Origin of the sequence: Citrobacter sp. S-77, assembly GCF_963864895.1 — a bacterium.
GTDB lineage: Bacteria > Pseudomonadota > Gammaproteobacteria > Enterobacterales > Enterobacteriaceae > Citrobacter > Citrobacter murliniae.
Map to the genome: position 1 here is coordinate 605,138 of NZ_CAWLWU010000002.1, position 13,038 is coordinate 618,175.

Sequence of the window (13,038 nt, forward strand, 5' to 3'; positions counted from 1 at the left end):
TAGAACGACCCGGTGGACGACGGGTATAAATTAAGAGGTCATGATGAGCACTGAAATCAAAACTCAGGTCGTGGTACTTGGGGCAGGCCCTGCAGGTTACTCTGCTGCCTTCCGTTGCGCAGATTTAGGTCTGGAGACCGTCATCGTAGAACGTTACAGCACCCTCGGTGGTGTTTGTCTGAACGTCGGCTGTATCCCTTCTAAAGCACTGTTGCACGTAGCAAAAGTTATCGAAGAAGCCAAAGCACTGGCAGAGCACGGTATTGTTTTCGGCGAGCCGAAAACCGATATCGACAAGATTCGTACCTGGAAAGAAAAAGTTATCACCCAACTGACTGGCGGGCTGGCTGGTATGGCCAAAGGCCGTAAAGTGAAAGTGGTAAACGGTCTGGGTAAATTTACCGGGGCGAACACCCTGGAAGTTGAAGGCGAAAACGGCAAAACCGTGATCAACTTCGACAACGCGATCATCGCGGCGGGTTCCCGTCCGATCGAACTGCCGTTTATTCCGCATGAAGATCCGCGCGTGTGGGATTCCACCGACGCGCTGGAGCTGAAAACCGTACCAAAACGCCTGCTGGTTATGGGTGGCGGTATCATCGGTCTGGAAATGGGTACTGTGTACCATGCGCTGGGTTCAGAGATCGACGTGGTTGAAATGTTTGACCAGGTTATCCCGGCTGCCGATAAAGACGTGGTTAAAGTCTTCACCAAACGTATCAGCAAGAAATTCAACCTGATGCTGGAAACCAAAGTGACTGCCGTTGAAGCAAAAGCAGACGGTATTTACGTTTCCATGGAAGGCAAAAAAGCGCCGGCAGAAGCACAGCGTTATGACGCCGTGCTGGTGGCTATCGGTCGTGTGCCGAACGGTAAGAACCTCGACGCTGGTAAAGCTGGCGTGGAAGTTGATGACCGTGGTTTCATCCGTGTTGACAAACAACTGCGTACCAACGTACCGCACATCTTTGCAATCGGCGATATCGTCGGTCAGCCGATGCTGGCGCACAAAGGTGTTCACGAAGGTCACGTTGCTGCTGAAGTTATCGCCGGTAAGAAACACTACTTCGATCCGAAAGTTATCCCATCCATTGCGTACACTGAACCAGAAGTTGCATGGGTTGGCCTGACTGAGAAAGAAGCGAAAGAAAAAGGCATCAGCTATGAAACCGCCACCTTCCCGTGGGCTGCTTCTGGCCGTGCTATCGCTTCCGACTGCGCAGACGGTATGACCAAACTGATTTTCGACAAAGAATCTCACCGTGTTATCGGTGGCGCGATTGTCGGCACCAACGGCGGCGAGCTGCTGGGTGAAATCGGTCTGGCGATCGAAATGGGCTGTGATGCTGAAGATATCGCGCTGACCATCCACGCGCACCCGACTCTGCACGAGTCTGTGGGCCTGGCGGCAGAAGTGTTCGAAGGTAGCATTACCGACCTGCCGAACCCGAAAGCGAAGAAAAAATAATCTTCCCACTTTTGTGAAAACGCCTCTTCGGAGGCGTTTTTTTTGCCTGAAGTATAACAGCAACTAATCTGACGCTTTAGATCCGTATAGCCAAAGTGCTGGAGACTCAGGGCGCTACAGGTTGCCAGGATTTATCAGGGCTGTATTCGGTCATTGCCTGCGCTTTCTGCTGGGATGTTGCGCCAAGATTGGCCTGATAAACCGTATCATCCCCACTAATAATAAAGCTCATTACACCGGTATGGCTGTAACTGATGGGCCAGGCAATCATCGCAAAACCACTGGCTTTGTCGGGAAGTATGCGGAAATGATAACCGTGATAACCCGTACCTGGTTCCTGTGGACTGAAGGCGGGTCCCAGAGGGCTGGGTGCTTCACCGGGGGCTACCGGCCAATAAAGACCGTCCTTTTTGCCATCTGAGCTGACAATTTTCTTTGCATATTTCTGGTTCATCGCAAAATAGCTTTGCTGCGCATCAACATACGCGTGAAGTGCTTCAATCGCGGCAAGCTCGTTGCGACCGATCTCGCGGGTCTGGATCTCTTCGGCAGCTTCCTGCATATCAAATTGCCATCCATCGGCAGTTTTGATCACCGGGATTGGGAGCTGCCAGCCACTGTCTCCGACGATCAGATGTGCCATATCACCGTTGATGACGGTGTCATGTTTCACTTTCCAGTCGCGCAGGAAGCGATCAACGGCATCAGGATCCACACCTTCCGGCGGCAGAAAGTCGCGCCAGTTCTCCCCAAGCAGGTTGCTCATGGCACCTTCATTTTGCTCGCTGATGGCATTAACCAGAGCATCGGTTGCCTGAGCTGGTGTGCTGAATTGTTGTTGCGCCATCGCGACGGACGAAACCATGAACAGCACTATCCCACTGAGTAATTGTATTTTCATGTCGGCTCCCTTAACGATGACGGAATTCACGGTGTTCAGTACGCCCGGTTGGTGCCTGGCGCGATGCCTGGTTGCGGGATATTTGCCGGCTCTGGGCGCCTCGCTGTTGCTGTGCCTGCCAACTTCCTGAACGGCTATCATTGCCGCTTAACGCATTGGCGCGTGGCTGGCTGGTTCGTTGTTGCATATTTCGCTGTTGATGACCGCGTTGTTGCGCCGTTTGCGAAACCCGTTTTTCCTGTCTCTGCGGTGTTGCCTGGCGGTTCTCTCGCTGTTGTGAGGATGACCGCTTCGCGGTTTGCGGTTTTGTGTCGTAACCACGATAGTTATTACGCTGGGAAATCTGCTTCAACTGTTGGTTTGAAGCCAGGCGCTGTGCATCTTTAGTCCCCGGACGCGTTGTTTGAGGGAATGTTTTCCCCGTCGATTTCTCCATTTGGGACATGGCCGCCTGACGCTGGCTATCACGGTTGACTGGTTTTTGCTGTGTAGCACTGAGCCCGGTCGCTGAGTTGGTGGAGTGGAAACGGTTATTGAGCTGGTTATTAGGGTACGGTACACCTTCACGATAGGCCGGATTATGCTGCCAGGTGCGGTTGGCATCAGTCAGACGCTGCCCACTGATTTTATTGAAGTTATCAACGTTGATATTGATGTTGTTATCACCGTTGCGGTTATAACTGCCATGGTGGTTGTAATCATTATCGTGGTGGTGATCCCAGTCGTCGTCATCATCATCCCAGTCGATGTTGCTGAAGATTGCATAGGTTGTCGCCACACCGAGGCTGAAGCCCAGACCGTTAACAAAGCTGTTGCCAAATTGCTCGCCGGGTGATGGCGGTAAATAGGTCGGCGGATAGGCGGTGTTTGGCCAGGTCCCGTAAACTGTGTTTGGGTTATAGGTGGGGACGTAAACCACCTGTGGGTCGGCAGACTCAATCTTGATAACCGTCGGGCTGGTCGTGGTAGTCGTGGTACTTGTTGTCGACTCGCTGCTGGTGGTTTTAGCGGGTGCCGGTTTTGTCACGGTGGTGACAGTCTGCTGCGGCGTTGATTGTAATGCACCAGTTTGCTGCGCCAGTAAGCGCAGGCGTTGAACAGAATCCATGACGTCTTTTGGTTGCGCGAGGAAAGCATCGCCCAGATTTTGTACCCACGGCGGATTTTCTCCCAGCAGCGACATCAACTGAGGAAACGCGACCAGCGATTTCACGCTAGGATCCCACGGTTGTCCGGCTACGGCCTGAATAGCGGCATCACCCTGCATTTTGGGATTGTCTTTCGACCATTGCGCAGCCTGAATAACGTTGGCCGGGTAGGTTGAGGCCATCAATATTTGCGACAACAACGCATCGGGATAGAGCGCAATTGGCGCAACCCACTGATCGATTTGCGCGGCGGAGTATGTTGGCGTTACGGTCGGTGCAGGTTGATCGGCTGGTGCGGCTGCGGGGGCCGCTGCGGCAGGGGCTTGCTCGACAGGCGCAGGAGCTGCAGGTTCCGTTGTGCGACTTTTGACGAGCATTACGCCTGAGGCGGCAAACAGCCCGGCACTGCACAAAAGGACGAGCAGGTGTGGCTTAATGGGCAACTTCATAAAATGACTCCAACGAGACAAGCGTTGTGCCGTGAGGCGTTCTTGTTGCCGCGAGTATCAATCACCCGTGTTTTACAGTTTTGACTTTTATTGGGAAACCGCCCGTAGTGTCCGGATAAAGAGTGTGAACATTTATTACACAATTATATCTGATGGTTGAAAAGCCGCTGGAATATTCGGAAGGTCACTCTTGCAAGTTACGGCTGCACAGCGTTTTTGTGCTCGAATTTTGTCCTTTCTTTCCGCTATACCATTCTTAACGATTCAGCCAATTTTTTATGTTACTTTTTTGTAAACAGATTAACACTTAATGAAAATCCTGTTATTGTGCCCTATGCGGTACCGGGCATTTACCCTACAAACTGCTGTCTCACAGGAGCGTGAAGAGAATCGCCTACCGCATATGACAATGAGAGCGAGGAGATACCGTCGTGCTAGAAGAATACCGTAAGCACGTAGCTGAGCGTGCCGCCCTTGGGATTGTGCCAAAACCTTTAGATGCAACCCAAATGGCCGCACTTGTCGAGCTGCTGAAGACCCCGCCTGTGGGCGAAGAAGAATTCCTGTTAGACCTGTTGATCAACCGCGTTCCTCCTGGCGTAGATGAAGCCGCTTATGTAAAAGCCGGTTTTCTTGCCGCTGTCGCGAAAGGCGACACAACCTCCCCGCTGGTGACACCAGAAAAAGCCATTGAACTGCTGGGTACTATGCAGGGTGGTTACAACATTCATCCGCTGATTGATGCTCTGGATGATGCAAAACTGGCGCCGATTGCCGCCAAAGCCCTCTCTTCAACACTGCTGATGTTCGATAATTTCTATGATGTAGAAGAGAAAGCCAAAGCAGGCAACGAATATGCAAGGCAGGTGATGCAATCCTGGGCTGATGCAGAATGGTTCCTGAATCGGCCTGCACTGGCTGAGAAAATCACCGTTACCGTGTTTAAAGTGACGGGTGAAACCAACACCGATGACCTGTCCCCGGCGCCGGATGCCTGGTCTCGTCCGGATATCCCTCTGCACGCTCTGGCAATGCTGAAAAACGCCCGTGAAGGTATCGAGCCGGATCAGCCGGGCAGCGTTGGCCCGATCAAACAGATCGAAGAGTTGCAGAAAAAAGGTTACCCGCTGGCTTACGTAGGTGATGTTGTCGGCACTGGTTCTTCACGTAAATCCGCAACCAACTCCGTGTTGTGGTTCATGGGCGACGATATCCCGCACGTGCCGAACAAGCGCGGCGGCGGTCTGTGCCTGGGTGGCAAAATTGCACCTATCTTCTTCAACACCATGGAAGATGCGGGCGCACTGCCAATTGAAGTGGACGTTAACGACCTGAACATGGGCGACGTGATTGACGTTTACCCGTTCAAAGGCGAAGTGCGTAACCACGAAACCGGCGAACTGCTGGCAAGCTTTGAACTGAAAACCGACGTGCTGATTGATGAAGTGCGTGCCGGTGGTCGTATTCCGCTGATTATCGGTCGCGGCCTGACGACCAAAGCGCGTGAGTCCCTTGGTCTGCCGCACAGCGATGTATTCCGTCAGGCGAAAGATGTCGCGGAAAGTAACCGTGGCTACTCTCTGGCGCAAAAAATGGTTGGCCGCGCCTGTGGCGTGAAAGGCGTTCGTCCGGGTGCGTACTGCGAACCGAAAATGACGTCTGTGGGTTCTCAGGACACCACCGGCCCAATGACTCGTGATGAACTGAAAGACCTGGCGTGCCTGGGCTTCTCCGCAGACCTGGTGATGCAGTCCTTCTGCCATACCGCGGCGTATCCGAAACCGGTTGACGTCACCACACACCATACTCTGCCGGACTTCATTATGAACCGTGGCGGTGTGTCGCTGCGTCCGGGTGATGGTGTTATCCACTCCTGGCTGAACCGCATGCTGCTGCCGGATACGGTCGGTACGGGCGGTGACTCCCATACCCGTTTCCCGATTGGTATCTCCTTCCCGGCGGGCTCTGGTCTGGTCGCGTTTGCGGCGGCGACCGGCGTGATGCCGCTGGATATGCCGGAATCCGTTCTGGTGCGCTTCAAAGGTAAAATGCAGCCGGGTATCACCCTGCGCGACCTGGTTCACGCCATTCCGCTGTATGCAATCAAACAGGGTCTGCTGACCGTTGAGAAGAAAGGTAAGAAAAACATCTTCTCTGGCCGCATCCTGGAAATCGAAGGTCTGCCGGATCTGAAAGTTGAACAGGCGTTTGAGCTGACCGATGCGTCCGCTGAGCGTTCTGCTGCCGGTTGTACTATTAAGCTGAACAAAGAGCCGATTGTTGAATATCTCAGCTCTAACATTGTTCTGCTGAAGTGGATGATCGCAGAAGGTTACGGCGATCGCCGTACGCTGGAGCGTCGTATTCAGGGTATGGAAAAATGGCTGGCCGATCCGCAACTGCTGGAAGGCGATGCTGACGCCGAATATGCGGCAGTGATCGATATCGATCTGGCTGATATCAAAGAGCCAATCCTGTGCGCGCCGAACGATCCGGACGATGCGCGTCTGCTGTCTGACGTGCAGGGCGAGAAGATCGACGAAGTGTTCATCGGTTCCTGCATGACTAACATCGGTCACTTCCGTGCGGCAGGTAAACTGCTGGATGCGCATAAAGGCCAACTGCCGACGCGCCTGTGGGTGGCTCCGCCAACCCGTATGGATGCCGCGCAATTGACTGAAGAAGGCTACTACAGCGTCTTTGGTAAGAGCGGGGCGCGTATCGAGATCCCTGGCTGTTCACTGTGCATGGGTAACCAGGCGCGTGTGGCTGATGGCGCGACGGTAGTTTCTACCTCTACCCGTAACTTCCCGAACCGTCTGGGTACTGGTGCTAACGTCTTCCTGGCTTCTGCTGAGCTGGCGGCTGTTGCGGCGCTTATTGGTAAACTGCCAACGCCGGAAGAGTACCAGAACTATGTGGCACAGGTGGATAAAACGGCCGTGGATACTTACCGTTATCTGAACTTTGACCAACTTTCTCAGTACACCGAGAAAGCGGATAGCGTGATTTTCCAGACGGCGGTGTAACGCCATAAGTTGCTGCACCTGATTTTTGTGCACAAACTCACCAATGCCCGGTAAACCTTGCGTTACCGGGCATTTTTATTTCCAATCCTTATGCCTGCTCTGCTTTTTTTCTTTCGTTGTGCTGCGATAATTACAGCATAGGCGCAATGCGGTATTGGCGCATTGCCGGGAGTAGAGGAACACATTATGGATTACGAATTTCTGCGCGATATTACCGGAGTGGTAAAAGTGCGTATGTCCATGGGTCACGAAGTTGTGGGGCACTGGTTTAATGAAGAAGTGAAAGAGAACCTGGCCTTACTTGATGAAGTGGAACAGGCGGCACGTGCGGTAAAAGGCAGTGAACGTTCCTGGCAACGGGCAGGGCATGAATACACGCTCTGGCTGGATGGCGAAGAGGTGATGGTGCGCGCCAACCAACTGGAGTTCACGGGCGACGAAATGGAAGAAGGGATGAATTACTACGACGAAGAGAGCTTTTCGCTGTGTGGCGTAGAGGATTTTCTTCAGGTCGTGGCGGCATATCGCGAATTTGTACAGCAGGGGAAATGATTAACGCCAGATGAGTCTTTACCTGCCGGATAAGGCACTTGTGCCGCCATCCGGCTTCACATTATTTAACATAGGCCAACAGGCTCAGGGAATCTCGTGCCAGCGCTTTGCATTTTTTTGCGACCGGAATACCAATACCGCTCAAATCGCGATAACTGTCTTCACCGAGTGATTTCATATCGAAGGTGTCGTAATTACTGAGGTCCCACTGGTTCTGTTGGGCAAAAAAGACCAGTGCGCGACGGATCTGCCCGTTGGGCAAATTCTGGTATCCACAGTCATTTTTCAGAAAAACAAAAACTGCCGTTAAATCGGCCATATCTTCGGCTTCGGACTCGCTAAGCGCGTAGCTGTTTGCGCATACGGCCATCAGGCTGCCGAACAACACTGTTCTGAAAAACGTCTTCATTGCTTCTACCACTGCATCACGGAAATTAAACGTTAGCATACTGTGAGCGAAGCGACGACCTTTATTATCAGCCGTTCACTTGACCTTCCCGTAAGGGGAGGGCTTATGCTTAAAAGATAGCCTGCTTAAGCTGCTGAATATAAGGAAGTGATTATGCAACGTCGTGACTTTTTAAAGTACTCCGTGGCGCTGGGCGTCGCGTCAGCGTTACCTCTCTGGAGTCGTACTGTTTTTGCGGCCGACCGTCCCGTGTTGCCTGTTCCAGACCTGTTAACGGCGGATGCCTCTAATCGTATGCAACTGATCGTTAAGGCCGGGCAATCGACCTTCGGCGGTAAAACCGCTACAACCTGGGGATATAACGGTAATTTACTTGGACCTGCGGTGAAACTGCATAAAGGCAAGTCGGTGACCGTTGATATTTATAATCAGTTGGCTGAAGAGACCACATTACACTGGCACGGACTGGAGATACCTGGCGAAGTCGACGGTGGCCCGCAAGGGATTATTCCGGCGGGCGGAAAACGTTCCGTAACCTTCATCCCCGATCAACGGGCAGCAACCTGCTGGTTCCACCCGCACCAACACGGGAAAACGGGCCGTCAGGTGGCGATGGGGCTGGCTGGACTGGTGCTGATTGAAGACGATGACGTCCGCAAACTGATGTTGCCGAAGCAGTGGGGAATTGATGATGTTCCGGTGATTATTCAGGACAAACAATTTTCTGCTGACGGACAAGTTAACTATCAACTGGATATGATGACAGCCGCCGTGGGTTGGTTTGGTGATACGCTGCTGACCAATGGTGCAATTTATCCGCAGCATTCCGCGCCGCGTGGGTGGTTACGTCTGCGTTTGCTAAACGGTTGTAACGCTCGCTCGCTTAACGTGGCTGCCAGCGATAATCGTCCTCTGTATGTTATTGCCAGCGATGGTGGACTGTTGGCTGAGCCGGTTAAAGTTACTGAACTTCCTATGCTGATGGGCGAACGCTTTGAAGTGCTGGTGGATATTAGCGACGGTAAAGCCTTCGATCTGCTGACCTTACCCGTGACTCAAATGGGGATGGCTATAGCGCCATTTGATAAGCCGCATCCTGTGATGCGCATTCAGCCGCTCCTTATTACTGCTTCCGGTACGCTGCCGGATACGCTGACGACAATGCCATCACTGCCTTCGCTTGATGGCCTGACTGTGCGCAAACTGCAACTATCAATGGATCCGATGCTCGACATGATGGGAATGCAAATGCTGATGCAGAAGTATGGCGAACAGGCCATGACGGGAATGGGGCATGGGCAGATGATGGGGCATATGGATAACGACGGTATGAACCACGGTAATATGAACCACGGTAATATGGGTAATATGAAACATGGCGGGAAGTTTGATTTCCATAATGCCAACCGGATCAATGGCCAGGCATTTGATATGAATAAACCCATGTTTGCGGCAACGAAAGGTCAGCATGAACGCTGGGTGATTTCCGGGCAAGGGGACATGATGCTGCATCCGTTCCACATTCACGGTACTCAGTTCCGCATTTTGTCCGAGAACGGTAAAGCGCCAGCCGCGCATCGCGCAGGCTGGAAGGACACAGTACGTGTCGAAGGTGGTGTCAGCGAGGTACTGGTGAAGTTTGACCACGACGCGCCAAAAGAACATGCCTACATGGCGCACTGCCATCTGCTGGAGCATGAAGATACTGGTATGATGCTCGGCTTTACTGTGTAACGGTTTCATTGCCGGATGGAATTACCGTCCGGCGATTAACATACCGACAATCCTGCTAACTATCAGAGGAACGCGGCTTCTTTACTGGTATACTTCACCCACTGAATTGTTTGTATGCTGTCGCAAGTTTTGTGGTTAGTGCGAGCCACCGTCTGTCAGTCGGTGTATCAACATAAGCGCTTTCTTTCGATTTGCATGATGTGTTAACTGATAAAAATCAGTGAGTTATATTTTTTATGAAACATACTGTAGAAGTCATGATCCCGGAAGCGGAGATCAAAGCGCGTATTGCTGAACTCGGGCGTCAGATTAACGAACGCTACAAGGACAGCGGCAGTGACATGGTGCTGGTCGGGCTGTTACGTGGCTCGTTTATGTTTATGGCAGATCTGTGCCGTGAAGTGCATGTCTCCCACGAAGTCGATTTCATGACCGCCTCCAGCTACGGCAGCGGCATGTCAACCACGCGTGATGTTAAAATCCTGAAAGACCTGGATGAAGATATTCGTGGTAAGGATGTGCTGATTGTCGAAGACATTATCGACTCCGGCAACACGCTGTCAAAAGTGCGTGAAATCCTTAGCCTGCGCGAGCCGAAATCGCTGGCGATCTGTACGCTGTTGGACAAACCTTCCCGTCGAGAAGTGAATGTCCCGGTTGAGTTTATCGGATTCTCTATCCCGGATGAGTTCGTTGTCGGCTACGGCATTGACTATGCCCAGCGTTATCGCCACCTGCCATATGTTGGCAAAGTCGTGCTGCTGGACGAGTAATTCTGTGCGAGCGCCTGATGGCGCTCTGCTTATCCGGTCTACAGGTATGTACCTCGTAGGCCGGATAAGATGGAGTCGCCGCCCGGCAATACTGCGTTATTTATGGTTTATGTGTTTTTTACTGAGGTTAGACAGACCCTGTCTGTAGCGTTGTTCCAGTGATTCACGACTGGTGGCCGTAACTTCCAGATCGCGAAGTAGACCATCATGAATACCGTAAGCCCATCCGTGAATGGTAACTTTCTGACCACGCTTCCAGGCGGACCGCATAATTGTTGAGTGGCCCAGGTTGTACACCTGTTCCATTACGTTCAGTTCGCACAGTGTATCAATACGGCGTTCCTGCGGCATCTCACCCAGCAGAGAGCTGTGTTTAAACCAGATATCGCGGATATGCAGCAACCAGTTATCAATCAGTCCCAGTTCCGTATTTTCAATGGCTGCCTGTACGCCACCGCATCCGTAATGACCACAAATAATAATATGTTCCACTTCCAGCACATCAACCGCATACTGAACGACAGAGAGACAGTTCAGATCGGTATGAATAACCAGATTGGCAACATTACGGTGGACAAATAATTCGCCCGGCTCAAGACCGGTTAAACGTTCCGCGGGAACGCGACTATCGGAACATCCAATCCATAGAAAACGTGGATTCTGCGCATGCGTCAGCGTTTCAAAAAATCCGGGATCCTCTTCTACCAGCATCTTTGACCATAGTGCATTGTTGCTGATGAGTGTATCTATGTCTTTCATGGAGGTTTCGACCCGAAGCCAAATAAATGCGATGGGCTAATATAGGGTAACTCCAGGATTAATTAAACTATATATAAAATGTCAGAACGTAAGGTAAGCAAAAAACCATGACCATTGCTCTGGAACTTCAGCAACTTAAGAAAACCTATCCCGGTGGCGTTCAGGCGCTACGTGGCATAGATTTGCAAGTCGAAGCGGGTGATTTCTATGCGCTTTTAGGACCCAATGGCGCAGGGAAGTCCACCACTATCGGGATTATCAGTTCCCTGGTGAATAAAAGCTCCGGACGGGTTAGCGTCTTCGGATACGATCTTGAAAAAGATACGGTTAACGCTAAACGACAGCTTGGGCTGGTACCGCAGGAATTTAACTTTAACCCGTTTGAAACGGTGCAGCAGATCTTGGTGAATCAGGCGGGGTATTACGGTGTTGAGCATAAAGAGGCTGTAAAGCGCAGTGAAATATATTTAAAGCAGCTCGACCTGTGGGAAAAGCGTAGTGAGCGAGCGCGTATGCTGTCTGGCGGTATGAAGCGCCGTCTGATGATTGCCCGTGCACTGATGCATGAACCAAAGCTGCTGATCCTCGATGAACCGACAGCGGGCGTTGATATTGAATTACGTCGCTCAATGTGGGGTTTTTTAAAGGATTTAAACGACAAGGGTACGACGATTATTCTGACAACACACTATCTCGAAGAAGCGGAAATGCTGTGCCGTAATATTGGCATTATTCAGCATGGCGAGCTGGTGGAAAATACCTCAATGAAAAACCTGCTCTCCAAACTCAAGTCCGAGACCTTTATTCTCGATCTGGCGGCGAAAAGTCCGCTGCCCAAGCTGGAAGGATATCAATACCGTCTGGTTGATACCTCGACGCTGGAAGTCGAAGTGCTGAGAGAGCAAGGTGTTAACAGCGTATTTTCCCAACTGAGCGCGCAGGGGGTTCAGGTGTTGAGTATGCGTAACAAGGCAAACCGACTGGAAGAGTTGTTCGTTTCCCTGGTTCATGAAAAGCAAGGAGATCGCGCATGATGCAGCTTTACTGGGTCGCGCTGAAAAGTATCTGGGCGAAAGAGATCCACCGTTTTATGCGCATCTGGGTCCAGACTCTGGTCCCACCCGTTATCACCATGACGCTCTATTTTATTATCTTCGGTAATTTAATTGGTTCGCGTATCGGTGAAATGCACGGTTTTAGCTACATGCAATTTATTGTGCCGGGTCTGATTATGATGGCGGTTATCACTAACTCCTACGCCAACGTAGCGTCGTCATTCTTTAGTGCCAAATTTCAACGTAACATTGAAGAATTGCTGGTCGCACCGGTTCCGACGCACGTTATCATCACGGGGTTTGTCGGCGGCGGCGTGGCGCGCGGCCTGTGCGTAGGAATATTGGTTACGGCTATTTCACTGTTCTTCGTTCCGTTCCAGGTGCATTCATGGGTCTTTGTGGCGCTAACGCTGGTGCTGACGGCGGTTCTGTTTTCGCTGGCCGGGTTATTGAATGCCGTCTTTGCCAAAACCTTTGACGACATCAGCCTGATCCCAACTTTCGTACTGACACCGTTGACCTACCTGGGGGGCGTTTTCTACTCGTTAACGTTGTTGCCGCCATTCTGGCAGGGGTTGTCGCATCTCAACCCGATTGTCTACATGATCAGTGGATTCCGCTACGGCTTCCTGGGCATCCATGATGTGCCGTTGGTCACAACGTTTGGTGTGCTGGTGGTGTTTATCGCGGCATTTTATTTGCTGTGCTGGTACCTGATTCAGCGTGGGCGCGGGTTACGTAGCTAATTATTTCTTCCTCTC

Annotated in this window: 11 protein-coding genes; 7 read left to right on the forward strand and 4 right to left on the reverse strand. The window is 51.7% G+C overall.

Going from position 1 to position 13,038, the window contains the following annotated elements:
- The first annotated feature begins 43 nt into the window (after positions 1-43).
- Positions 44-1,468, forward strand: coding sequence for a dihydrolipoyl dehydrogenase (gene lpdA, locus AACS05_RS03505; protein WP_045439872.1), 1,425 nt, complete (start codon positions 44-46; stop codon positions 1,466-1,468).
- Between the two features lie 106 nt (positions 1,469-1,574).
- On the opposite strand, the gene AACS05_RS03510 is transcribed toward lpdA, so the two are convergent.
- Together AACS05_RS03510 and AACS05_RS03515 are read right to left on the reverse strand one after the other, a co-directional pair.
- A complete protein-coding gene (locus tag AACS05_RS03510) occupies positions 1,575-2,369 on the reverse strand; it encodes a DUF2950 family protein (protein ID WP_045439874.1) in 795 nt (264 codons plus the stop codon).
- A 10-nt stretch (positions 2,370-2,379) separates the two neighbouring features.
- Positions 2,380-3,966 carry a DUF3300 domain-containing protein gene (locus AACS05_RS03515; RefSeq protein WP_045439876.1) on the reverse strand — a complete coding sequence of 529 codons (1,587 nt, stop codon included), beginning with the start codon at positions 3,964-3,966 and terminating at the stop codon, positions 2,380-2,382.
- Between the two features lie 431 nt (positions 3,967-4,397).
- On the opposite strand from AACS05_RS03515, the gene acnB reads away from it, so the two are divergent.
- Positions 4,398-6,995 carry a bifunctional aconitate hydratase 2/2-methylisocitrate dehydratase gene (gene acnB, locus AACS05_RS03520; protein WP_045439880.1) on the forward strand — a complete coding sequence of 866 codons (2,598 nt, stop codon included), beginning with the start codon at positions 4,398-4,400 and terminating at the stop codon, positions 6,993-6,995.
- 186 nt (positions 6,996-7,181) lie between these two features.
- On the forward strand, positions 7,182-7,547 hold the full coding sequence (gene yacL / locus AACS05_RS03525) for a protein YacL (RefSeq protein WP_045439883.1): 366 nt from the start codon (positions 7,182-7,184) through the stop codon (positions 7,545-7,547).
- A 61-nt stretch (positions 7,548-7,608) separates the two neighbouring features.
- On the opposite strand, the gene AACS05_RS03530 is transcribed toward yacL, so the two are convergent.
- Positions 7,609-7,956, reverse strand: coding sequence for a YacC family pilotin-like protein (locus AACS05_RS03530; protein ID WP_000846617.1), 348 nt, complete (start codon positions 7,954-7,956; stop codon positions 7,609-7,611).
- Positions 7,957-8,109: 153 nt separating this feature from the next.
- On the opposite strand from AACS05_RS03530, the gene cueO reads away from it, so the two are divergent.
- Positions 8,110-9,690, forward strand: a complete 1,581-nt coding sequence (gene cueO, locus AACS05_RS03535) for a multicopper oxidase CueO (RefSeq protein WP_045439885.1) — start codon at positions 8,110-8,112, stop codon at positions 9,688-9,690.
- A gap of 236 nt (positions 9,691-9,926) precedes the next feature.
- Positions 9,927-10,463 (forward strand): hypoxanthine phosphoribosyltransferase, encoded by a 537-nt coding sequence (hpt, locus tag AACS05_RS03540; RefSeq protein WP_003018658.1) that lies wholly within the window; start codon positions 9,927-9,929, stop codon positions 10,461-10,463.
- 96 nt (positions 10,464-10,559) lie between these two features.
- Here hpt and can read toward each other — a convergent pair whose 3' ends face one another.
- Positions 10,560-11,222, reverse strand: a complete 663-nt coding sequence (gene can, locus AACS05_RS03545; protein ID WP_045439892.1) for a carbonate dehydratase — start codon at positions 11,220-11,222, stop codon at positions 10,560-10,562.
- Between the two features lie 107 nt (positions 11,223-11,329).
- Here can and AACS05_RS03550 point away from each other — a divergent pair, with 107 nt between their 5' ends.
- Both AACS05_RS03550 and AACS05_RS03555 read left to right on the forward strand, forming a co-directional pair.
- Complete coding sequence (locus AACS05_RS03550; protein ID WP_045439894.1) at positions 11,330-12,256, forward strand: ABC transporter ATP-binding protein; 927 nt, start codon at positions 11,330-11,332, stop codon at positions 12,254-12,256.
- On the forward strand, positions 12,253-13,023 hold the full coding sequence (locus AACS05_RS03555) for an ABC transporter permease (protein WP_045439897.1): 771 nt from the start codon (positions 12,253-12,255) through the stop codon (positions 13,021-13,023). The genes AACS05_RS03550 and AACS05_RS03555 overlap by 4 nt, the downstream gene beginning before the upstream one ends.
- The last annotated feature ends 15 nt before the right edge of the window (positions 13,024-13,038 follow it).

Bases quoted from the DNA above. Each gene is read 5' to 3' on its own strand.
- lpdA (WP_045439872.1), top strand. From the start codon at position 44: ATGAGCACTGAAATCAAAACTCAGGTCGTGGTACTTGGGGCAGGCCCT.
- AACS05_RS03510 (WP_045439874.1), bottom strand. From the start codon at position 2,369: ATGAAAATACAATTACTCAGTGGGATAGTGCTGTTCATGGTTTCGTCC.
- AACS05_RS03515 (WP_045439876.1), bottom strand. From the start codon at position 3,966: ATGAAGTTGCCCATTAAGCCACACCTGCTCGTCCTTTTGTGCAGTGCC.
- yacL (WP_045439883.1), top strand. From the start codon at position 7,182: ATGGATTACGAATTTCTGCGCGATATTACCGGAGTGGTAAAAGTGCGT.
- AACS05_RS03530 (WP_000846617.1), bottom strand. From the start codon at position 7,956: ATGAAGACGTTTTTCAGAACAGTGTTGTTCGGCAGCCTGATGGCCGTA.
- cueO (WP_045439885.1), top strand. From the start codon at position 8,110: ATGCAACGTCGTGACTTTTTAAAGTACTCCGTGGCGCTGGGCGTCGCG.
- hpt (WP_003018658.1), top strand. From the start codon at position 9,927: ATGAAACATACTGTAGAAGTCATGATCCCGGAAGCGGAGATCAAAGCG.
- can (WP_045439892.1), bottom strand. From the start codon at position 11,222: ATGAAAGACATAGATACACTCATCAGCAACAATGCACTATGGTCAAAG.
- AACS05_RS03550 (WP_045439894.1), top strand. From the start codon at position 11,330: ATGACCATTGCTCTGGAACTTCAGCAACTTAAGAAAACCTATCCCGGT.
- AACS05_RS03555 (WP_045439897.1), top strand. From the start codon at position 12,253: ATGATGCAGCTTTACTGGGTCGCGCTGAAAAGTATCTGGGCGAAAGAG.